The sequence below is a fragment of the Rhodococcus sp. 852002-51564_SCH6189132-a genome, from assembly GCF_001665495.1.
Taxonomy (GTDB): Bacteria; Actinomycetota; Actinomycetes; order Mycobacteriales; family Mycobacteriaceae; genus Rhodococcus; species Rhodococcus pyridinivorans.
Genome location: NZ_LZMJ01000038.1, coordinates 118,157 through 139,730 on the forward strand (window position 1 = coordinate 118,157; position 21,574 = coordinate 139,730).

Annotated in this window: 24 protein-coding genes; 11 read left to right on the forward strand and 13 right to left on the reverse strand. The window is 69.0% G+C overall.

From position 1 onward, the window contains the following. Positions 1-7: 7 nt before the first annotated feature. The 5 genes from A5767_RS09625 to mrf form a co-directional block, all read right to left on the reverse strand. Positions 8-1,411 (reverse strand): HAMP domain-containing sensor histidine kinase, encoded by a 1,404-nt coding sequence (locus A5767_RS09625; RefSeq protein WP_050993447.1) that lies wholly within the window; start codon positions 1,409-1,411, stop codon positions 8-10. Between the two features lie 8 nt (positions 1,412-1,419). Further along, positions 1,420-2,109, reverse strand: coding sequence for a response regulator transcription factor (locus A5767_RS09630; RefSeq protein ID WP_006553783.1), 690 nt, complete (start codon positions 2,107-2,109; stop codon positions 1,420-1,422). Positions 2,110-2,178: 69 nt separating this feature from the next. Further along, entirely contained in the window at positions 2,179-2,352 is a 174-nt protein-coding gene (gene rpmF, locus A5767_RS09635; RefSeq protein WP_006553782.1) for a 50S ribosomal protein L32, read from the reverse strand. Between the two features lie 32 nt (positions 2,353-2,384). Continuing rightward, on the reverse strand, positions 2,385-2,636 hold the full coding sequence (locus A5767_RS09640; RefSeq protein WP_006553781.1) for a type B 50S ribosomal protein L31: 252 nt from the start codon (positions 2,634-2,636) through the stop codon (positions 2,385-2,387). Then, complete coding sequence (mrf, locus tag A5767_RS09645) at positions 2,633-3,850, reverse strand: ribosome hibernation factor-recruiting GTPase MRF (protein ID WP_064852176.1); 1,218 nt, start codon at positions 3,848-3,850, stop codon at positions 2,633-2,635. Before mrf ends, A5767_RS09640 begins: the two co-directional genes overlap by 4 nt. A 101-nt stretch (positions 3,851-3,951) precedes the next feature. Here mrf and rpmB point away from each other — a divergent pair, with 101 nt between their 5' ends. The 7 genes from rpmB (at position 3,952) to A5767_RS09680 (ending at position 7,662) form a co-directional block, all read left to right on the forward strand. Then, complete coding sequence (rpmB, locus tag A5767_RS09650; protein WP_006553779.1) at positions 3,952-4,188, forward strand: 50S ribosomal protein L28; 237 nt, start codon at positions 3,952-3,954, stop codon at positions 4,186-4,188. Further along, complete coding sequence (gene rpmG / locus A5767_RS09655; protein ID WP_006553778.1) at positions 4,188-4,355, forward strand: 50S ribosomal protein L33; 168 nt, start codon at positions 4,188-4,190, stop codon at positions 4,353-4,355. The genes rpmB and rpmG overlap by 1 nt, the downstream gene beginning before the upstream one ends. Positions 4,356-4,357: 2 nt before the next feature. Further along, positions 4,358-4,663 carry a 30S ribosomal protein S14 gene (rpsN, locus tag A5767_RS09660; protein ID WP_064061773.1) on the forward strand — a complete coding sequence of 102 codons (306 nt, stop codon included), beginning with the start codon at positions 4,358-4,360 and terminating at the stop codon, positions 4,661-4,663. A 10-nt stretch (positions 4,664-4,673) separates the two neighbouring features. Then, positions 4,674-4,931, forward strand: coding sequence for a 30S ribosomal protein S18 (gene rpsR / locus A5767_RS09665; protein ID WP_006553776.1), 258 nt, complete (start codon positions 4,674-4,676; stop codon positions 4,929-4,931). A gap of 173 nt (positions 4,932-5,104) precedes the next feature. Next, complete coding sequence (locus A5767_RS09670) at positions 5,105-6,031, forward strand: AEC family transporter (protein WP_064852177.1); 927 nt, start codon at positions 5,105-5,107, stop codon at positions 6,029-6,031. Positions 6,032-6,063: 32 nt separating this feature from the next. Continuing rightward, the gene (locus A5767_RS09675) at positions 6,064-6,486 is read left to right on the forward strand and encodes a hypothetical protein (protein ID WP_019288797.1); all 423 of its coding nucleotides are present in this window, start codon (positions 6,064-6,066) and stop codon (positions 6,484-6,486) included. Positions 6,487-6,489: 3 nt separating this feature from the next. Beyond that, positions 6,490-7,662: an MFS transporter gene (locus A5767_RS09680; RefSeq protein ID WP_006553773.1), complete on the forward strand. Its 1,173-nt coding sequence runs from the start codon at positions 6,490-6,492 to the stop codon at positions 7,660-7,662. A gap of 27 nt (positions 7,663-7,689) precedes the next feature. Here A5767_RS09680 and A5767_RS09685 read toward each other — a convergent pair whose 3' ends face one another. Then, positions 7,690-9,627, reverse strand: a complete 1,938-nt coding sequence (locus A5767_RS09685) for a vWA domain-containing protein (RefSeq protein WP_064852178.1) — start codon at positions 9,625-9,627, stop codon at positions 7,690-7,692. Beyond that, complete coding sequence (locus tag A5767_RS09690; protein WP_024103175.1) at positions 9,624-11,012, reverse strand: ATP-binding protein; 1,389 nt, start codon at positions 11,010-11,012, stop codon at positions 9,624-9,626. Before A5767_RS09690 ends, A5767_RS09685 begins: the two co-directional genes overlap by 4 nt. Positions 11,013-11,084: 72 nt before the next feature. Between A5767_RS09690 and A5767_RS09695 the strand changes: the two genes are divergently transcribed. The 3 genes from A5767_RS09695 to A5767_RS09705 all read left to right on the forward strand — a co-directional run bounded on the left by A5767_RS09695 (position 11,085) and on the right by A5767_RS09705 (position 13,244). After that, positions 11,085-11,714, forward strand: coding sequence for a DUF4126 domain-containing protein (locus A5767_RS09695; protein ID WP_006553770.1), 630 nt, complete (start codon positions 11,085-11,087; stop codon positions 11,712-11,714). A 12-nt stretch (positions 11,715-11,726) separates the two neighbouring features. Continuing rightward, entirely contained in the window at positions 11,727-12,692 is a 966-nt protein-coding gene (locus tag A5767_RS09700; RefSeq protein ID WP_064852179.1) for an alpha/beta hydrolase, read from the forward strand. Positions 12,693-13,001: 309 nt separating this feature from the next. Beyond that, positions 13,002-13,244 (forward strand): hypothetical protein, encoded by a 243-nt coding sequence (locus tag A5767_RS09705; protein ID WP_006553768.1) that lies wholly within the window; start codon positions 13,002-13,004, stop codon positions 13,242-13,244. A 39-nt stretch (positions 13,245-13,283) separates the two neighbouring features. On the opposite strand, the gene purH is transcribed toward A5767_RS09705, so the two are convergent. From purH to A5767_RS09725, 4 genes are read right to left on the reverse strand one after another with little or no spacing between them, the layout of a single operon-like run. Further along, a complete protein-coding gene (purH, locus tag A5767_RS09710) occupies positions 13,284-14,846 on the reverse strand; it encodes a bifunctional phosphoribosylaminoimidazolecarboxamide formyltransferase/IMP cyclohydrolase (protein ID WP_006553767.1) in 1,563 nt (520 codons plus the stop codon). Continuing rightward, positions 14,833-15,480, reverse strand: coding sequence for a phosphoribosylglycinamide formyltransferase (gene purN / locus A5767_RS09715; protein ID WP_231913156.1), 648 nt, complete (start codon positions 15,478-15,480; stop codon positions 14,833-14,835). Before purN ends, purH begins: the two co-directional genes overlap by 14 nt. A 55-nt stretch (positions 15,481-15,535) precedes the next feature. Beyond that, complete coding sequence (locus tag A5767_RS09720; protein ID WP_024103171.1) at positions 15,536-17,137, reverse strand: cell division protein PerM; 1,602 nt, start codon at positions 17,135-17,137, stop codon at positions 15,536-15,538. Positions 17,138-17,186: 49 nt separating this feature from the next. Continuing rightward, the gene (locus A5767_RS09725) at positions 17,187-18,299 is read right to left on the reverse strand and encodes a DUF5336 domain-containing protein (RefSeq protein WP_064852181.1); all 1,113 of its coding nucleotides are present in this window, start codon (positions 18,297-18,299) and stop codon (positions 17,187-17,189) included. Positions 18,300-18,382: 83 nt separating this feature from the next. Between A5767_RS09725 and A5767_RS09730 the strand changes: the two genes are divergently transcribed. Further along, positions 18,383-19,006 (forward strand): IMPACT family protein, encoded by a 624-nt coding sequence (locus tag A5767_RS09730; protein ID WP_064255718.1) that lies wholly within the window; start codon positions 18,383-18,385, stop codon positions 19,004-19,006. Between the two features lie 68 nt (positions 19,007-19,074). Here the strand turns inward: A5767_RS09730 and sucD are convergent, their stop codons facing one another. After that, positions 19,075-19,977 (reverse strand): succinate--CoA ligase subunit alpha, encoded by a 903-nt coding sequence (sucD, locus tag A5767_RS09735; protein WP_006553762.1) that lies wholly within the window; start codon positions 19,975-19,977, stop codon positions 19,075-19,077. A 16-nt stretch (positions 19,978-19,993) separates the two neighbouring features. Further along, positions 19,994-21,163: an ADP-forming succinate--CoA ligase subunit beta gene (sucC, locus tag A5767_RS09740; protein WP_006553761.1), complete on the reverse strand. Its 1,170-nt coding sequence runs from the start codon at positions 21,161-21,163 to the stop codon at positions 19,994-19,996. Positions 21,164-21,574: the final 411 nt, after the last annotated feature.

Sequence of the window (21,574 nt, forward strand, 5' to 3'; positions counted from 1 at the left end):
GTCGAATTCATTCGATCTCGGTGGGGTGTGTCTCTCCGTCGAGGGCCGGTGTGCCGGGCAGCACGATGCGGATCAGCGCGCCGCCCCGATTCGACCGTTCGACGGCGATCGTCCCGCCGTGCTTCGTGACCATCTGTCGCACGATGGCCAGTCCCAGACCGGATCCCGGCATCGACCGCGCGGTCGTCGCCCGGTAGAACCGTTCGAACACCAGTTCGCGTTCCTCCTCCGGGATCCCCGGGCCGGCGTCGTCGACGGTCAGCTCCATCAGACCGCTGGCGATCTGCCGCATGTTCACGACGACGTCTTCCCCCGCCGGGCTCCACTTGGCCGCATTGTCGAGGACGTTGACCACGGCGCGGGTGAGTCCGGCCTGGTCGCCGAAGACGAACCACTGCTCGGTGGTGGCCCGGAACTCGATGTCGGTACGCCGTCGACGCGCACGTTCGAGACTGCGATCCACCACCTCGGCGACGTCGACGACCTCGAAGACCGTCTCCGGCGCATCCTCACGAGCGAGGTCGACGAGATCGCCGACGAGCGTCGACAACTCCTCGATCTGGCCGATGACGTCGGCCCGCAGCTCGGCCATGTCCTCGTCGGGCAGGCTCGGTGCACCGGGACGGCTCGCGGCGATGAGCAGTTCCATGTTGGTGCGCAGCGAGGTCAGGGGTGTCTTCAGTTCGTGGCCGGCGTCGGCGACCAGCCGGCTCTGCCGTTCTCGCGACTCGGCGAGCGCACGCAGCATCATGTTGAAGCTCTCGGTGAGGCGGGCGAGCTCGTCGTGGCCGGTCACCCGGATGGGCCGCAGGTCGTCGGTGCGCGCGACCCGCTCGGCGGCGGCGGTGAGCCGGGCGACGGGACGCAGACCGGTGCGGCCGACGGTCGCGCCGACGGCGGCGGCGAGCACCACCCCGCACCCGCCGACGATGAACAGCACACTCGCCAGGCGGTTGAGGATCTCGACGGTGGGACGCAGTCGCTGCGCGATCACGACCGTGCTGCCGTCGGGCATGCGCTGGGCCAGTACGCGCTGCTGGGCGACGGTGCGCAGCGACGACTCCCGGTCGCCCTCGGCCACCGCCAGTTCGGGTTCGCCGATGGGCACCGACGAGCCCGGCGGCACGTACCTGCCGAGATCCGGGTAGATCAGGGCAACGCTGATGTCGGAGCTGTAGAGCTGGGCCCCACCGATGTAGCGCGGGTCGTAGGTGATGAGGGTGCTCGACTCGACGAGCGCGGCGGCCCGCGCCCGCAACTGGGTGTCGACCTCCGAGTACAACGCCCGCGAGACCACGGCGTAGGCCGCGATGGAGGTGACGGCGACGGCGAGCGCCACTGCGCCGGCCGCGAGAAGCGTGACGCGGATGCGCAGCGGCACCGAGCGGGTCAGGAGAAGAGGTGGTCGCATCAGGTCGCTCACGGCGGGGTCTCGCGCAGCACGTACCCGACGCCGCGCACCGTGTGGATCAGGCGCGGTTCCCCACCGGCCTCGGTCTTGCGTCGCAGATACCCCACGTAGACCTCGAGGGCGTTGCCGGAAGTCGGGAAGTCGTAACCCCACACCTCCTCGAGGATGCGGCTGCGCGTGAGGACCCTCCTCGGGTTTGCCATGAGCATCTCCATCAGGGAGAACTCGGTGCGGGTGAGGCTGATCGGCCGGTCGCCGCGAGTGACCTCGCGGGTCGCAGGGTCGAGGCTGAGGTCGGCGAACCGCAGCACCTCGTCGGCGGACGAGTCCGGGTCGGGCGCGGCACGACGCAGCAGCGCCCGCAGTCGCGCGAGCAGTTCCTCGAGCGCGAACGGTTTCGGCAGGTAGTCGTCGGCCCCCGCGTCGAGACCCGCGACCCGCTCCGAGACGGAGTCGCGCGCCGTGAGGACGAGGATCGGCAGGTCGTCGCCGGTGCTGCGGAGCCGGCGGCACACTTCGAGGCCGTCGACGCGCGGCATCATGACGTCGAGCACCATCGCATCCGGACGCGACGTCGCGACCTGTTCGAGGGCGTCCTGCCCGTCCGTCGCGAGGTCGACCGTGTATCCGTTGAAGCTCAGTGACCGGCGCAGCGACTCCCGCACTGCACGGTCGTCGTCGACCACCAGAATGCGCATGATCACCATTGTGGCCTGCGCCTACTGAGAGCGCGCTGAGAACCCGCGGTGGCCGGCGGGCTCTACGACTCAGTCGGTCCGCGGGTCGACCTCACCCCTGTGCACGGCCTCGACGAGCCTGCGGGGCACCTTCACGGTCGTTCCGTCGACCGTGATCGGCACGAGATCGGGGACCTTCGCCGTCCACTGCGACCGGCGGTGACGGGTGTTGGAGCGGGACTTCCTGCGTTTGGGGACTGCCATGTCGTTCTCCTTCGAGGTCGGGACGTGCGGGATCAGGGTCGGCGCCGGCCGTACTTGCGTTCGAACTTCTCGACGCGACCGGCGGTGTCGAGCAGGCGGGCGGCGCCCGTCCAGAACGGATGCGAGTCGCTCGTGACGTCGACGACGATGAGCGGGTAGGTAAGGCCGTCCGACCAGACGGTCGTGCGTTCGGATGTCGCGGTGGAGCGGGTCAGGAAGGTGGCGCCGGTGTTGGCGTCCTGGAAGACCACGGGGTGGTAGTCGGGATGCAGGCCTGATTTCATCGGTGTCCTTCTCTCTCGTTGTCGCGGCGGTCTGCCGGGATGTCGTCACAAGGGTCTTCGTGGAATCGGCCGAAGGGGTCGCGCCAGGTCGGCCACAGATCGGGGCGGGCGAACTCGTCGTCTGTCACGACCGCCGCGCGCAGCGTGCGGTCGATGAGTTCCGAGTCGGCGTCGTGGACGAGGACGACGATGCTCGTGTCCCGGTCGCCGTAGCGTTCGTCCCAGCGCAGCGACGCCATCGCGCGGCGTTCCGCCGGGATCTCGCGCTGCTGATCGGGAGTCATCGACGCGAGCCATGGCCCCGCGTGAGCGACCCGCAGTCCTCCACCGGCTGATTCGACGAGCAGCGCATTGTCGGGTTGGGTGGCGACCCACAGTCGCCCGCGGGCGCGCACGACGCCGTCGAGCAGCACGTCGATCGCGTGGTGGAGACGTTCCGGATGGAACGGCCGGTCGGCGGAGAACTCGACGAGGCGGATTCCGCAGTCGTCGTCGAGAGGCGGTTGACCTCGTAGGAGAGGCGAGTGCGCCCCGTCGATCGCCCCCCGACGGGCGGTGGCGGGTATCTCCCGGAGGAGCCGCTCGACGTCCGGTTCCCCCGCCCACGCGATCGGCGCGTCCGGGGCGAGTCGGGTGAGCACCGCGTGCAGGCGCGCCTGCTGCCAGCCGTCCGCTCCGGGGAGCACCACCAGCGCATCGGCGAACTCGACCTGGCCGACGACGACCTGCGCCAGGGTGCGGTCGTCGTCGACACGCTCGTTCAGTTCGTCGTCGCCCGTCGCGTCCTCGAGCCAGGTTGCGGCGTCGAGGCAGGTCACGACGCCGTCCACCCGGACATCGAGGGACGCGGGTCCGTCGACACGACCGACGATCCCGCTCACCACGACATGTTCGACTGCCCAGCACAATGCCTCGGGTTCGAGTTGCGGGTCGAGGTGCAGCACGATCCGGTCGACGCTGCTGTAGTCGCGCATGCGGCGCAGAAGCGGCAGCAGATCCTCGCGCAGTGTGCAGGAGACGCACCCGTGCGCGAGTTCGAGGATCTCGGTGCGTTCATCCTCGACGGTGAGCACGGAGCGGCGGAGTACGCCCTGGTCGAGACCGGACAGGTCATGGTGGACGACCGCGGTGCCCGGACGCAGTAGTGACCGCGCGGCCTGCGCAGTCCGTCCGCGCCATCCGCAGACGATGACGAGCGGCGTCCTGATGTCCACAGCATTCCTTTCGATAACGATTGTCATTAACGATGTTGAAGCGTACAGTTGGCGGCGCACTTTGTCGAAAATGATTGTCGTTACCCATGAAAGGAGCCGACGTGTCGGCCACGTGCCAACTCACCGGACGGCGACCCGGTTTCGGGAGATCCGTATCGCACTCCCATGTCCGCACCAGCCGGCGGTGGAACCCGAACATCCAGCGCAGAACCTATTTCGTACCCTCGCTCGGACGCCGGGTCGCGCTGAACCTGTCCACCAAGGGCATCAAGATCGTCGACCGCGACGGCATCGAGAGCGTTGTCGCACGTCTGCGTGCCCGCGGGGAGAAGTTCTGATGGCAGCACGCAGCGAGATCCGGCCCGTCGTCAAGCTTCGCTCGACCGCCGGGACCGGCTACACCTACGTCACCCGGAAGAACCGCCGGAACGATCCCGACCGTCTCGTCCTGCGCAAGTACGACCCCGTGCTGCGCAGACACGTCGACTTCCGCGAGGAGAAGTAGTCGTGGCGAAGAAATCGAAGATCGCACGCAACGAGCAACGGAAGGCGATCGTGGCCCGGTACGCCGAGCGCCGCGAGGAACTGAAGGAAGTCGTGCGCCGACCGTCGTCCTCGCCCGAAGAGCGCAGCGAAGCCCAGCGGGCACTGCAGCGTCTACCCCGCGACGCCAGTCCGGTACGATTGCGCAATCGAGACGCTGCGGACGGCCGCCCGCGCGGCCACCTGCGAAAGTTCGGGCTCTCACGAGTGCGTGTGCGTGAACTCGCCCACCGCGGGGAACTACCCGGCGTCCACAAGTCGAGCTGGTGAGGAGCGAGATATGGCAGTCAAGCGAGGACCGTCGAAGAAGTCGCGTGCCGTAGAGGGACGCAAGCCCAAGAAGAACCCCCTCTTCGCGGCGAAGATCGAGTACGTCGACTACAAGGACGTCAATCTGCTCCGCACCTTCATCTCCGACCGCGGCAAGATCCGCAGCCGTCGCGTCACGGGCCTGACCCCGCAGCAGCAGCGTCAGGTGGCCGTCGCGGTGAAGAACGCCCGTGAGATGGCCTTGCTCCCCTACGTCAGCAGCAAGTAGGTCGTAGCTTCCGACGCCGCCTCTCCCCATCGGGAGGGGCGGCGTCGTCGTATGTGCACCCGAGACCGGTGTTGTTTTCGAAGATCGGCCGAGAATCACAAATAACACCGGTCTCGACGCTCGCTGCGGTCCGATGGCGGGACGACACTCCGGGGTCCTTAGACTAGGCAACCGTGTCGGGTGTGATCGCGGGGTTCAGTGTCATCTTCGTGATCATCGCCATCGGCTTCACGCTGGGGCGCCTGGGCACCCTCGGGCACGAGGCGCAGACGGTGCTCAGCCGGCTCGTCTTCTTCGTCGCCACCCCCGCGCTGCTGTTCGACGTGCTCGCGACGTCCGACCTGTCGGTGATCTTCTCGCCCAATCTCTACATCGCAGCGGCCACGGCGTTCGCCGTCGCGATCGTGCACTTCGTCGTCGCGAAGCTCTGGCTGCGACGTGCGGTTCCCGAGGCGACCATCGGCGCGCTGTGCGCCGGCTACGTCAACTCCGCGAACCTCGGCATCCCCATTGCGGTCTTCGTGCTCGGCGACGCGTCGTTCGTCGCGCCCCTGTTGTTGTTCCAGATCGTCGTGCTCTCCCCCATCGCGCTGACGATGCTCGACCTGTCGACGATGCGCGCCGGGGTCTCGCTCCTCGACACCCTGCTCGCGCCGTTCAAGAACCCCATCGTCCTGGCCGCCGCGGCCGGACTCGCCATCGCGATCAGCGGGTGGACGCCTCCCGAGGCGTTGCTGCAGCCGTTCCATCTGCTCGGCGGCGCGTCGGTGCCCGGTGCGCTGCTCGCGTTCGGATTGTCGCTGCAGGGCGTCCGGGTGCTCGAGAAGGGGACGAGCCCGCGCCGCGACATCGCGCTCGCCTCGGTGCTCAAGATCCTCGCCCAGCCGGTGCTCGCGTATCTGATGGGGCGTTTCGTGGTCGGCCTCGACGGCCATGCGCTGTTCGCCGTCGTGGTGGTCGCCGCGCTTCCCACCGCGCAGAACGTGTTCGTCTACGCGAGCGCTTACGGTCGCGGCACGGTGCTCGCCCGCGACGCCGCCCTCGTCACCACCCTCGCCTCCATCCCTGCGATCGGCGTGACCGCCGCCCTGCTGGCGTGATGAACACGCGACACGGGAATACCGTGGGAACCATGCGTTCCGTCGTCCGTGCTTGCCGGGGAATCACCGTCCTCGCGATGTGCCTGCTCATCGCGGCCTGCGGATCGAGTTCGGGTACACCGGACGTCCCCGCGCTGCCCGAGGAACCGGTTCCGGCAGGGGCGACGGCGTTCTCGGCGCGACCCGACATCGTCGATGCGCATCCGCTGACGATCCTGTCGTGGTCGCGGGTGAGCGACGACCGGATCGCCCTGCACTTCGAGACGGGCACCCCCGAGTGCTTCGGCGTCGACGCGACCGTCACCGAAACGGACGACACGGTGACGGTGACGCTCCTCGGCGGCACGCTGCCGGAGATGCAGGACCGCATGTGCATCATGGTCGCCGTCGTCGGCGCCCTCGAGGTCTCCTTGCAGTCGCCGCTCGGCGACCGGGTCGTGACCGCCGGCGCCTGACATATGCCGCATCCTCCGCGTCACTGGCTGCTGTATCTGTGCTTGTCCACGGCCCTGCTGCACGCGGCATTCCAGTCGATCCGTGTCCTGGTCTCCTACCGGATTCTCGCGCTGGGCGGTGACGCGACGACCATCGGTGCCGTCACCGCGCTCTACGCCATCGTTCCGCTGATCGCGGCGGTGCGGATGGGACGTGTCGTGGACCGCGGGCACACGACCGCCATTCTGCGTTCGGGCATCGTCGTCACCACGGTCGGTGCCGGGTTGATCGCTCTCAGTTCGGGATTGTTCGTGCTCGCCGCCGGCAACGTCGTGCTCGGTCTCGGACAGTTGCTCGTCACGGTGTCGGGGCAGGCATTCGTGTCGATCCTGTCGCCGCCGGGGCAACTGGATCGCGGGTTCGCCGGTCTCACGCTGGGTGTGTCGGTCGGTCAGGCCGTCGGTGTGCCCGTCGCCGGCGTGATCGCCGCGACCACCGGCGACGGCAACGGCTCCGTCGAGACCACTGGAGCGTTGCTGGTCATGACGGTGTTTTCGCTGCTCTCCCTGCCGCTGGTGCTGGGGCTCCGCGAGCCGCCCGGCTCCGGTCGCACCGCGGAGGACGGCGCGCCGCAGTCGATCCTGTCGATGCTCGCGACGAAGGGCATGAAGCCCGCAATGCTGTCGAGCCTGGTGGTCCTCGCCTCGGTCGACCTGGTCGTGGCCTACCTGCCGTTGCTCGGTGAGCAGTTCGGGTTCGGTGTGCTCCTGGTGTCGATCCTGCTCACCGCCCGCACCATGGCGTCGATCGTCTCGCGTGCTCTGCTGCCGTGGGCGTTGCGCCGGATTCCGCGCAGGTGGCTGCTCGTCTCCGCGACCGCCGGGACCATCGTGCCGGTCGCGCTGCTGCCGCTCGTGCCGAATCCCTGGGTCATCGGCGCGTTGCTCGCCGTGTGCGGAATGTTCTGGGGCGTCGGCCAACCCCTGACGATGACGTGGGTGGTCGAACTCGTCGCACCGGCCGACCGCGCGTCGGCGCTGGCGGTGCGATTGACCGGCAACCGTCTCGGGCAGGTCGCGGTGCCCATGGTGGCCGGCGCGATCGCCGGGGTCGCCGGTGTCGCGTCGATCTTCTGGGTGACCGCGGCCCTGCTGTCCGCCGCCGCGACGACCACGTGGCGGTCGGTGCGCCACTGAGTTCCCGGGGCGCCTCGCGCCGAGTTCCTACGACCGCCGACGGGCCCGCACGTAGTCGGCGACGACCGCCGCCCCGAGACCGTCGACATCGGGCGCGACCACTCGTCCCCCGACGCGACGCGCCAGCACGTCGACGACCCGCGCGAGCCCCGGATCGCTGCCGAGCCGGAAGATCGTGACCTGGGCGCCGAGCCGCGCGATGTGGTCGAGTTCGCGCACCGTCAGCCCCAGAGTGCGTGCGCTCGGCGGGTAGTCGAAGGCCGCGAAGCCGTCCGGTTCGAGGTGAGCGGTGGGTTCACCATCGGTGACGACGAAGACCACCGGCTGCGCGTTGGGATGTCGACGCAGGTGACGACCCGCGAGCATCAGGGCGTGGTGCAGATTGGTGCCCTGCTCGTAGACGCCGTCGAGCCCGGCGAGTTCGGGCGCCGACACCACACGGGCGTGCCGGCCGAACGCGATGAGCTGCAGCGCATCCCCGCGGAAGCGCGTGGACACGAGATGCTCGAGCGCGAGGGCCGTGCGTTTCATCGGCACCCAGCGACCGTCCATGACCATCGAGAACGACGTGTCGACGAGCAGCGCGACCGCCGCCTGCGTCCGCTGCTCGGTCTCGATCACCTCGACGTCCTGCACCGACATCCGCACCGGCAGACCGGGATTGCGCAGGGTCGCGTTGGTGAGGGTCCGTACGACGTCCCACGGTTCGGTGTCGCCGAACTCCCATGCCTTCGACGCGCCGGTCGGTTCGCCGAGCACACCCGCCCGCCGCGACTCGCGTTGCCCGGTGCGCGACGAGATGCGGTTGACGACGTCGCGCAGCGCCGCTTCGCCGAGCCGGCGCATGGCCTTGGGCGACAGTCGCCACTGCCCGTCGGCACCGCGGTCGAAGAAGCCCTGTCGCTGCAGTTCTTTCTCGAGTTCGGCGAGGGTGCGTGCATCGGCCGCGGCCTCGGGTCCGAGATGACGGGCGAGCGCGTCGAGGTCGATGTCGTCGAGGGACGCCCCGGCGTACTGCTGCGACAGCTGCTCGGCGAGCTGGTCGAGTTCGGACAACTCCTGCAGCGCCGAGGTGGCCTCGCCGAGACCCATGCCCTGTTCGCCGCGCACCTGCTCGGAGCCGGTCCAGTCCTCGCCGGGACGCGCGGCCCGCAGGTGGCCGTCGAGACGGTCGAGCTGGCTCATCAGATCCGGGGATCCGAACGCCTGCTGTGCGAGAGCGTCGAGTTCGTCGCGCTGCTCGGGGGTGAGGGAGTTGCGCAGCCGCTGCGCCGCCGCGGCCCGCTGTGCGAGGGAGTCGAGCAGTTCCTCGACGTTCTGCGGGTTCTCCGGGAAGAACTCGCCGTGCTGGGCCATGAACTGCTCGAAGTCCTCCTCGGTGTCCTCACCGCGGGAGTGCTTGTCGAGCAGGTCGTTGAGGTCCTCGAGCATCTCCGAGATGCGTTGCCGGTCCTCGTCGGTGGCCCCCTCGAGCGCCTGCTTCATCCCGGAGAAGCGCTGGTCGAGCATCTCCCGGCCGAGCAGGTCGCGGATCTTCTCGTAATCCTCTCGGGCCTGCGCGCTGCGCCAGTCGTAGTCGGCGAGTTCCTGCACGGCCTGCGCCGTCGACGGCGGCAGTTCCTCGATCCGCATCTCGGCGAACCGCGCGTCGTCGTCGAGGGCCCTGGCCAGTTCTTTGCGTTCCTCGAGCACGGCGCGATCGAGAAGCTCGCGCACCTCCTGGAGGGTGCCGTCGAGGTTGGTGCGGTCGAGCAGCTGCCGCCGACGCCGATTCGCCTGCGCGGCAAGCTTGTCGAGACCACGCATACCGTCGTGACCGCGGCGCAGCAACTCCCGCAGGGCGCGCTTGGGTGAGGCGCCGGCCATGACGTCGTCGCCGATCGCGGCGAGCGCGTCGCGCAGGTCCACCGGTGGGGCGAGCGGATCGCCCCCGGTATACGGACCGTAGCGGGCGGACCTGCTCATCGGGAGTACACCGCCGAGCCGTCGTCGCCGGTGTCCTTGGCGATTCGCCGTGCCAGATACAGACCTTCGAGGGCGAGTTCCACTGCCGCAGCGCGACTTCCGGTGTCGGTGGCACCGAGCCGTTCGGCGACGGCATCGAGCACAGGCAGTTCGGGGAGTTCGTCGAGCAGCACCTTCGCGGTGATCCGCTCACCGGTGACCACCGGCTCGCCCTGCTCGACGGCGGAGACGAGCGGCCCGAGATCGACGCCCGCGAGTCGCGAGCGGGCCGTTTCGGCCGTCGCGCGCCGGAGGAGATGATCGAGGATCTCGAATTCCCTTCCCTCCTCGCCGGATTCGAACTCGACCTTGCCTCGGAGCACCTCCACGACGGTGCCGAGATCGACGGGACGCGCGACCGGATCGTCCTCGCCGAGGACCGCACCGCGATGCAGGGCCGCGGCCGAGACGGTCTCGGCGCCGGCGACGGCGAACCGTGCAGAGACACCCGAACGCTGGTCGACGGACGTCGATTCGCGCAGCAGCCGGGTGAACCGTGCCAGGATCTCGAGCAGATAGTCGGGGACGCGGGCCTGCAGATGCGCCTCCTGCTCGATGACGGCGATCTCGTCCTCGAGTCGCGTCGGGTAGTGCGTGCGGATCTCCGCTCCGAAGCGGTCCTTGAGCGGAGTGATGATGCGGCCGCGATTCGTGTAGTCCTCGGGGTTCGCACTCGCCACGAGCAACACGTCGAGGGGCAGGCGCAACGTGTAACCGCGCACCTGGATGTCGCGTTCCTCCATGACGTTGAGCAGCGACACCTGGATGCGTTCGGCCAGGTCGGGCAGTTCGTTGACGGCGACGATGCCGCGGTGCGCGCGGGGCACGAGACCGAAGTGGATCGTCTCCGGATCACCGAGGCTGCGGCCCTCGGCGACCTTCACGGGGTCGACGTCGCCGACGAGGTCGGCGACCGAAGTGTCGGGCGTCGCGAGCTTCTCGGCGTACCGCTCGCTGCGGTGCCGCCACGCGACGGGCAGGTCGTCGCCGAGTTCGGCGGCCCGGCGGATCGACGCCGGGGTGATGGGCTCGTAGGGATGCTCGCCGAGCTCCGAACCGGCGATGACCGGGGTCCATTCGTCGAGCAGCAACGGCAGGGTACGTAGCAGGCGGGTCTTGCCCTGACCGCGTTCGCCGAGCAGGACCACGTCGTGACCGGCGATGAGGGCGCGTTCGAGCTGCGGGACGACGGTGTCCTCGAAACCGAGGATGCCGGGCCACGGATCGGTACCGTCGCGCAGCGCAGCGAGCAGGTTGTGCCGGATCTCGTCCTTGACGGACCGTTGCACGTGGCCGGAGGCGCGGAGCTCGCCGACCGTGGAGGGGCGCGGTGTGGGTGACGTCACCTCACCCAAGGTACGACCGAACCGCCGTTTCGGCATCCGCGATCCCGCGACCGGTCCGCCTACACTCGCCGCATGGACACCTGGATCCTGGCGGCCCTGCTCGGGCTGGGGCTCGCGGCCGCCACCGGGCTGCGCACCTTCCTGCCGCTGCTGCTCCTGTCGGCCGCGGTCCACTTCGAACTCTTCGGGGTCGTCCTCAACGAATCGATGCAGTGGCTCGGGTCCACCTCGGCGCTCGTCGCCCTGACGATCGCCACCGCCGTGGAGGTCGTCGCCGACCTCGTGCCGCTCGTGGACAACGCACTGTCCGCCCTCGGCACGGTGACCCGACCGGTCGCGGGTGCGCTTGCGGCGTGGGCGGCCTTCGCGAGTCTCGATCCCGCGATGGCGGCACTCGCGGGCATCGTCATCGGCGCCCCGACCGCCCTGGCGGTGAGCACGGCGCAGACGGGCACGCGGGTCGCGAGTACCGCGACCACCGCCGGTTTCGGCAACCCGGTGCTGTCGATCGTCGAGAGCGTCGCCTCGTTCGTCACGTCGCTGATCGCGCTGCTCGCTCCCCTGCTCGTCGTCCCGCTGCTGGCGCTGTTCGGATGGCTCGGCGTACGGGGCTACCGTCGGGTACGCCGGGCCCGTTCGTCACGCACGAAACCGACGCCACACCGCGGCGCCCTCGACACGGGCCGGTCCGGCGACTTCTGATAGACACATGACATGTCGGACACCGAGATCACCTTTTCCAGCGGCGACGTGACCCTGCACGGCAGCCTGCGGGTACCCGTCTCCATGAGGGGTCCGGTGCCCGCCGTGCTGCTGCTCGCCGGCAGCGGTCCCACCGACCGCAACGGCGACAGCGCACTGCTCCCCGGATCGATCGGCACCCTGCGGCATCTCGCCGACGTGCTCGAACGCAAGGGATTCGCGAGTCTGCGCTACGACAAGCTCGGCAGCGGTGTGACCGCGCTCGGCCCGTACAGCGTCGAGGACGTCGCCGATCTCGGTTTCTCGACATTCATCGACGGCGCCGCCGACGCGCTCGCCTTCCTCGGTTCGCAGCGCGGGGTCGACCCGGAGCGGCTCTACGTCGTCGGGCACAGCGAGGGCGCGCTGATCGCGCTGTCGCTCGCCCAGGACAACGACTCGATCGCCGGACTCGGCCTGATCGAACCGCTCGCCGTGCGCCTGCTCGACCTGCTGACCGCCCAGATCGACGCACAGCTCGACGCCGTCGTCGCCGCGGGACAACTTCCCGTCCAGATCGCCGATGAACTGCGGGTCGCGCTCACCGGCGCGGTCGAGTCGCTCCGCGCCGACGGCACCCTCAGCGACACTCTCCCCGAGCCGCTGCGCAACGCCGGGCTCGTCCCCACCAACGCGAAGGCACTCGCCGAGGAGGACGCGCTCGATCCGCGGATGCTCGCCGCACAGGTCGCCGGCGACCTGCCGGTGCTCACCGCGGTCTCGTCCAAGGACATCCAGGTGCGGGTCGAGGACGTCGACGCACTCGACGCGGCACTCGTCCACACCCGTCTGACGTCGCTGCGCATGACGCACACCAACCACGTGCTCAAGGACATCGGCGACCAGCAGTCGACGGGCGCCGACTACGTCGCCGACCTGCCCTTCTCCGACGAGTTCACGTCCGGTTTCGAGGCGTGGCTCGACAAGCTGAGGGGCTGATCGGCCCACCCCCACGCACGGACGACGCGGAAATAACAAATGTCCATTCCGCGTTGTTCGTGTATGGTCATCCGTTAACCAACTGGTTCACATGAGAAAGGTACGGTCCGATGCGATACAAGCACATGTACGTAGCCGGTTGTTCCGTACCGTTTTCTCACTTCTTCTTCCACTTCGCGGCGGAGCGATCCCGAGAATAGAAGTCACACGACGACTCGTTCTCGGGCACTCGGGGCACATACGCCCCGGGTGCCCTTTCTCTATCCCCGACCGCGACCCGTACAAGATCACCTCGACAGGAGAAACACCATGAAACTGAGAATCGAATCCGGCGGCACCGTGTCGACCGAACTGCCCGACGACCTCACCGGGCACGCCATCACCATCGACCTGAGCCGGGTCGGCGGTACCGAGAGCGGCGCCGCCTCCGCGGATCTCATCCGCGAGCTGCTCGACCGCGGCGCTGCCAAGCTCGTCATCTCCGAGGGGCGCGGCAAGCGCACCGTCGAACCCACCGCACACGACAACGGCACCCACGCGCACGCCGCCTGAGCGACGATGCGCGTGGGTGCCGCGCGTGTGTGTTCGTGACTAGTGCGCGAAGTGCCGCGCGCCGGTGAGGTACAGCGTCACGCCGGCCTCGCGAGCGGCCTCGATGACCTCGTTGTCGCGCACCGAGCCACCCGGCTGCACGATCGCCTTCACGCCGGCCTCGGTCAGCACCTGCAGACCGTCGGCGAACGGGAAGAAGGCATCCGACGCGGCCACCGACCCGGCGACACGATCACCCGCACGGGTGACGGCGAGTCGCGCCGAGTCGACGCGGTTGACCTGACCCATGCCGACACCGACGGTCGCGCCGCCCGAGGCCAGCAGGATCGCGTTGGACTTCACTGCACGGCATGCGCGCCAGGCGAATTCGAGGTCGCGCAGCGTGGCCTCGTCGGCTGCCTCGCCGCACGCGAGCTGCCAGTTGGTGGTGGAGTCGCCGTCCGCGGTGAGCACGTCGCGCTCCTGCAGGAGCAGCCCGCCGGAGATCTGACGGATCTCGACCGGAGCCGACTTCGGCGAATCGGCGCGCAGGATGCGGATGTTCTTCTTGCGGGAGAGCACGTCGACGGCACCGTCGGCGTACGACGGGGCGATGATCACCTCGGTGAAGATCTCGGCGACCTGCTCGGCCATCTCGACGCTCACCTCACGGTTGGCGGCGATGACGCCACCGAAGGCCGAGACCGGATCGCACTCGTGCGCGTTGCGGTGCGCGGTGGCGATGTCGTCGGCGATCGCGATGCCACACGGATTGGCGTGCTTGATGATCGCGACGCACGGCTCGCTGTGGTCGTGCGCGGCGCGCCAGGCGGCGTCGGCGTCCTGGTAGTTGTTGTAGGACATCTCCTTGCCGTGGAACTGCTCGGCCTGCGCGAGCCCCGGCTCACCGGCCTCGTTCACGTACAGGGCCGCGGCCTGGTGCGGGTTCTCGCCGTAGCGAAGGACATTCGCGCGGGTCCAGGTAGCGCCGGTCCACGCCGGGAACTGCGACTCGTCGCCCTCGGGCGCCGCGTAATCGCTGTTCATCCAGCTCGCCACCGCGACGTCGTAGGCGGCGGTGTGCTGGAACGCCTGCGCGGCAAGACGCTTTCGCTGCTCGAGGGTGAAACCGCCACCCTCGACGGCGGCGAGCACGTCACCGTAGGCGGCCGGGTCGACGACGACCGCGACCGACGGGTGGTTCTTCGCCGCGGCACGCACCATCGACGGGCCACCGATGTCGATCTGCTCGACGCACTCGTCGGGGCTCGCACCCGAGGCGACCGTCTGCGTGAACGGGTAGAGGTTCACGACGACGAGTTCGAACGCCTCGATGCCCAGATCGGCGATCTGATCGAGGTGGTCCTGCTTGCGGGTGTCGGCGAGGATGCCGGCGTGCACGCGCGGGTGCAGGGTCTTCACCCGGCCCTCGAGGCACTCGGGGAAGCCGGTCAGTTCCTCGACCTTCGTCACCGGCACGCCTGCGTCGGCGATGGTCTTGGCCGTGGAGCCGGTCGAGACCAGCTCGACACCTGCCGCGTGGAGCCCTGTCGCCAGCTCCACCAGCCCGCTCTTGTCGTACACGCTGACCAGCGCGCGGCGCACAGTCTTACGTTCGGTCACCGGGGATCACGGCCTTTCGTCCATCGGAAACAACTCCACGGGTGGCGACGGCGGCGACCATCTCGGCCAGCAGCCGCCGCTCCACAACCTTGATGCGCTCGTGCAGGGCGTCCTCGTCGTCGTCGTCGAGCACCTGCACGGATTCCTGCGCGAGGATCGGTCCGGTGTCGACTCCCCCGTCGACGAGATGCACCGTCGAACCGGTGACCTTGACGCCGTAGGCCAGGGCGTCGGCGACGGCGTGCGCGCCGGGGAACGACGGCAGCAGCGCGGGATGAGTGTTGATGATGCGGCCGGCGAACCGTTCCAGGAACGCCGAACCCAGGATCTTCATGAAGCCTGCGGACACCACGAGGTCGGGTTCGTGGGCGGCGACCGCGTCGGTCAGCGCGCGGTCCCACGCGGTGCGGTCCTCGAAGTCGCGCAACGCGACGCGGAACGAGGGGATCCCTTCGTCGGCGGCGTGCCCTTCGGCGGGGCATTCGCGGTCGACACCGACAGCGACGACTGTCGCGGGATATCCGTCGGTCCGGGTGGCGTCGAGCAGCGAACGCAAGAGGCTGCCCGTGCCCGAAGCGAGGACGACGAGCCGCGCCGGCGCGGTGGGCGGCAGCTGGTCACGCGAGGCAGTCAGGGTCCACTCCTGTGAAGTCGAGGTGGGTCGGCCGATCGACCGGCCGTAGGAGAGCCTAGTCGGCGCCCTTTTCGGCCTCGTTCGCGACCTCCTTGTCGGGCTCGTCGTCGTCCTCGGCATCATCCTCGTCGACGACCTCGACCACCTCGGCGTCGATGACGTCGTCGGCGTCCGCATCCTCTTCGAGGCTCTCCGCGTCGTCCTCGGCAGCCTCGCCCTCGTCGACTGCAGCGGCTTCGTCCCCGTCGACTTCTGCGACCTCACGCTCGGCGGCGGTGGTGTCCTCGGCCACAGGAGCTTCGAGTGCCGAGGTCTCGCTCTCGGCCGCCTCGAGTTCTCCGTCGGCTCCTGCATCAGCGGCGTCGTCGGCCTCGGCCGCGTCCGCCGCATCCTCCGAGGTCTCCTCGTCCACCTCGGTGTCGGCGCGCAGTGCCACCGCGGCCAATCGTCCTTCGCGCCACACGAGCAGCTGCGCCGTGATGATGCCGAGCAGGCCCGACCAGGCGAAGACGAGGATGCCGGCGAGCCACCAGTTGGCGCCGACCGTGCCGAAGACGCCGAGCGGGCCGCCCGCGACCCAGGTCGCCAGCGCCGTGACGAGTCCGGCGCCCGCTGCGGCAGCGAGCACCGTCCATGAAGCGTCGGCGCTGCCCACCGGGGCACCGTCGGCCTTCGCCTGCAGGGTTCGCTGCGCGGCGAAACGTCCGAGCAGCGCACCGATCGTCGCCGGAACGGCCAGCAGCACCGGCCAGAACGCTGCGGCCGGACCCGAGGGGACCGCCGCAAGCACCGGCAGCGCCGGGAGGTCACCGCCCGTCGCCTCGAACAGGCTCAGGTGGATGTCGCCGAAGTGCACGGTGCTGCCCGCCAGAACGGCCGCGGCACCGATGATGACGTTGGGCAGGTACAGGATCGACATCACCGTCAGCCCCAGCACGCCGGTCCAGTGATCCCCGCGCGCGAGCAGTTCACCGACGACGTTCCACGACCACAACAGTCCGGCGACGACCACCACCCCACCGAGGGCGAACATCCCCAGCAGCACCCGCAGTGCCGGACGGAAGGCGAGCACGAGCCAATCGGGAGCCGAGTAGTAGCGCACCAGCGGCTTCCACACACGGGAGCCGATACCGATGAGAGCCGCGACCAGGTAGATGCCGGTGACCCACGCGAGCGCGGCAGCTGCATTCGGAGGCGTCACCGGCAGCACGCTCGCCGCATCCTGCAACACGATCAGCGACGCCGCGGTCACCAGTAGCGGGCCGGCGAGGACGGCGACGGTGATGCGCGAGACATCCTGACGGTCGAGGGCGTACCCACTGTTCTCGACGAGCGCGTCGGCCGCGGACGCGCACCCGCGCGCCGCCTGCCACACCAGGACCGCGGTGGGCAGCAGCGGCAGCACACCGAGCGACGTGCCGTCGATCGTGAGCGTCACCTGGTGCAGTGCGAGCCACGTGCCGGCGATCGCAGCGTAGATGCCGGTGAGGTCGCTGTTGGCGACGACCATCGTCGTCACCACGATGGTGGCCACGACGGCGAGCGTCACCGCCGGAACGCGGGCGGCGGTGCCGAGCAGGATGCGAAACCGCTCCGGGTCCAGGCTGTCGTCGTCGGTTGGAACGTGCCGGGTGGACCGGCCGAGCGTCGAAGTCATCGGTTCGAGAGTGTCACCGACACGGCGATCGTGGTGTCAGGCGCGCCGATCACCGCTGGTCGTCCGGTGCGCGGAAGGCCTGCGTGGCGTCCTGGTCGCCGGTCGCAGTGGTCCCGGTCTCCTCGCGACGTTCCGTGCCCGTCGTGTCGTCGTCGGACACTGTGCCGTCCGCCCGGGTGGCTGGGCCGTCCGCCCGGGTGTCGGTGTGGTCCGTCGAGTCCTGAGCGCCGTGCGGTTCCTGGACCGGGTACTGCTGGGTCGGCTGCGCACCCGTGTACTGCTGGCCGGCGCCGTACTGCTGGGCACCGGAATACTGTGCTCCCCCGCCGTACTGCTGAGCGCCCGGGAACTGCTGAGCGCCCGGGAACTGCTGAGCGCCCGGGAACTGCTGGGAACCGGGGAACTGCTGGGCTCCGCTGTACTGCTGCCCGCCGTACTGCTGGGCGCCCGGATACTGCTGGGACCCGCCGTACTGCTGCGACCCCGAATACTGCTGCGCGCCGGAGTACTCCCCCGACGTCTGCTGTCCGGGATACGCCTGGTGTCCGGGATGCGGCGCACCGAACTGGGACTGCCCGCCTACGGCTCCCTGCTGCGAGCCGTAGGGCTGGCCGTATCCCTGCGGGCCGTAACCCTGCGGCGAACCGGAGCCCTGGGGCTCACCGGTTCCCGCACCGGGCCCGAATCCCTGGTACTGCCCGGCGCTCTGCGGCGACCCGAAGGAACTCCGCTCACCCGACCGGCCGGACACGAGGATGCCGAGGCCGAACAGCAATGCGACGAGCGCCAGCGCGAACTGCAGGAAACCGAGGACGAGGATCGTCACGCCGCCCCACGCGATCCCGGTGTCCTCGGGCAGATGGAAGAGCTGGAACAGGGATGTCACGAAACCGACGCCCGACGCCGCGACGACCACCGCACGCAGGTCCTGGCCGGGGAGCAGCGACAGCGCCGCGCTCACACCGCCGAAGAGCAGGAAAGCCAGCGGCACGACGGCGAAGCCGAAATCGAAGGACGTGAGCGCCACCTGCGAGCCGAAGGTGATGTTCACGAAGGGCGTGAGGCCGAGGAGGAAGTTCACGGCACCGAGCACGGCCACCGCGAGTGGCAGCAACAACGGCACCACCTTGCTCTGGGCGGATGCGCCTGCGGGGAATGTCATCGATTCTCCTGCCGTCGATCGGTATGTGTCGGTCACTCGTCCTGCAGTCAACAGCCTAGGGACTACCCGAGAGAATGGGGTCCATGCCGCACACTCTCGCCCCGGGTCCCGACGTCGTGGTCGAGACGGAGGTGAAGCACTCGCGTTTCCTCGCCGCGGTTCGTCGTGTCGACACGGCCGACGCCGCGCTCGCCTTCGTCGACGAACAACGCCGACTGTATCCCGATGCCCGACACCACTGCTGGGCGTTCGTGGTGGGCGACGACCCGTCGGCGCGTGCCGAGCGGTCGAGCGACGACGGGGAGCCGGGCGGCACGGCCGGCATCCCGATGCTGCAGGTCCTGCACCACCGGGATCTGGTGAACGTCGCGGTGGTGGTAACCCGATGGTTCGGAGGGATCAAGCTCGGCGCGGGCGGGCTGGTGCGCGCGTACTCGGGTGCGGTCGCGACGGCCTTGGACGAGGCGCCCCTCGTCGAGCGCAGGCAGCAGGAGAAGTTCACCCTCGCGATCGATCACGGCGAAGCGGGTCGCGTGGAGGCGGAACTGCGCGGCCGCGGGGTCGCGGTGCTCGACGTGGCCTATGCGGACCGGGTGGTCCTCACCGTCGCGGGGCGCGAGCGGAGCGAACTGGAGGGCTGGGTGGCGTCACTGACGTCCGGGGCGGGCGAACTCGAACCCGCGGGAGTCGACTGGATCGACTCCTGAAACGGCGCGTGCGCGCCTTCCGATGGCGGAACGCCACCGGAAGGCGCGCACGGAAGGCGACGCTGCTGTCAGAGCGACTGCAGGATCTCGCGAGCGAGCGCAGCGGTCTCGGACGGCGTCTTGCCGACCTTCACGCCGGCCGCCTCGAGAGCGTCCTTCTTGGCCTGAGCGGTGCCCGAGGAGCCCGAGACGATGGCGCCGGCGTGGCCCATGGTCTTGCCCTCGGGAGCGGTGAAGCCTGCGACGTAGCCGACGACGGGCTTGGTCACGTTGGCCTTGATGTAATCGGCCGCGCGCTCCTCGGCGTCGCCGCCGATCTCGCCGATCATGACGATGACCTTGGTCTCCGGGTCCTTCTCGAACGCCTCGATGGCGTCGATGTGGGTGGTGCCGATGACCGGGTCGCCGCCGATGCCGATGGCGGTCGAGAAGCCGTACTCGCGCAGCTCGAACATCATCTGGTAGGTCAGGGTGCCCGACTTCGAGACGAGGCCGACCGGACCCTTGCCGGCGATGTTCGCCGGGGTGATGCCGACGAGCGCCTCACCCGGGGTGATGATGCCGGGGCAGTTGGGGCCGATGATGCGGGTCTTGTTGCCCTTCTGGACGTTGTAGGCCCAAGCGTAGGCGGAGTCCTGCACCGGGATGCCCTCGGTGATGACCACGAGCAGCGGGATCTCCGCGTCGATGGCCTCGACGATGGCGTCCTTCGAGAAGGCCGGGGGAACGAACGCGATCGAGACGTCGGCGCCGGTCTCCTTCATGGCCTCGGCGACGGAGCCGAAGACGGGGAGCTCGACCGGGTTGCCGTCCTTGTCGGTGTGCGAGACCGTCGTGCCGGCCTTGCGGGCGTTCACGCCGCCGACGACCTGGGTGCCGGCCTTGAGCATGAGCGCGGTGTGCTTGGTGCCCTCGCCGCCGGTGATGCCCTGGACGATGACCTTGGAATCCTTGGTAAGGAAGATTGCCATTGTTCTGTGTGTCCCTTTACTTCGCTGCGAAGGCGAGTTCGGCCGCCTTGTCGGCAGCCTCGTCCATGGTGGCGACGACCGTGACCAGCGGGTGGTTGGCCTCGGCGAGGATGCGGCGACCTTCGTCGACGTTGTTGCCGTCGAGGCGGACGACCAGCGGCTTGTTGGCCTCGTCGCCGAGGATCTCGAGGGCCTTGACGATGCCGTTCGCGACCGCGTCGCACGCGGTGATGCCACCGAAGACGTTGACGAACACGCTCTTGACCTGAGCGTCGTTCAGGATGACGTCGAGACCGGCAGCCATGACGGCCGCGGAGGCGCCGCCACCGATGTCGAGGAAGTTGGCGGGCTTGACGCCGCCGTGCTTCTCGCCTGCGTAGGCGACGACGTCGAGGGTCGACATGACCAGGCCGGCGCCGTTACCGATGATTCCGACCTCGCCGTCGAGCTTGACGTAGTTGAGGTCGTTCTCCTTGGCCTTGAGCTCGAGGGGATCCGTGGCGTCCTTGTCCTCGAACTCGGCGTGGCCGGGCTGACGGAAGTCGGCGTTGGCATCCAGGGTGACCTTGCCGTCGAGGGCGAGGATCTGGTCGTCCGGGGTACGGACGAGGGGGTTGACCTCCACGAGAAGAGCGTCTTCCTTGACGAAGACCTCCCACAGCTTCTGGATGGTCACGGCTGCGGCGTCGAGGACCTCGGCGGGCAGGTGGCCCTTCTCGGCGATCTCGCGCGCGAACGCGAGGTCGACACCCTTGACGGCGTCGACGGGGACCTTGGCGAGGCGCTCCGGCTTGGTGGCGGCGACCTCTTCGATCTCCATGCCGCCCTCGACCGAGCACATGGCCAGGTAGGTGCGGTTGGTGCGGTCGAGCAGGAAGGAGATGTAGTACTCCTCCGCGATGTCGCTGGCCTCGGCGACCAGGAGCTTCTTGACGATGTGACCCTTGATGTCGAGCCCGAGGATGTTCTCGGCGTGGGTCTGCGCGTCGTCTGCGGTGGCGGCGTACTTCACGCCACCGGCCTTGCCGCGGCCGCCGACCTTGACCTGGGCCTTGACCATGACCGGCTTGCCGATTTCCTCCGCGATCTCGCGGGCACCGGCGACAGTGTCGGTAACACGGCCGGCCGACGTCGGCACGTCATGCTTGGCGAAGAGTTCCTTCGCCTGATATTCGAAGAGATCCATCTGCTCACCGTCTCGTCTGCGTTCACGCCCGCTCCGGGGTATCGAGCGGGTCGTTTCGGACTCTAGTTTCTCGGCCGGGCCGCGGATCACGCGCGGCAGTCCCATGTGGCACAGGTCACGCGCGCGTAGGTCCGGGAACGACTTCGCAGTTCCCCTCCCGGGACGTGGCGGGCGCCACGTTCGAGCGGAGCACTCGGTTCAGAATGACAGGTACCCACTCGCTCCCCGACACCGGATCCCACGCTGCCGCGATGCAACAGACTCGTGACGTGTCGGAAAACAGTGTTTGGAACTCCGGCCGCTGGGGCATGTCCCAATTTGCCCCGGTTTGCACTGTGATGCCACTCACATAACGTCCGCCGGACGAACTACGGCTTGCCACCCCCGCGATCACTTCGTTACCGTCGCCTG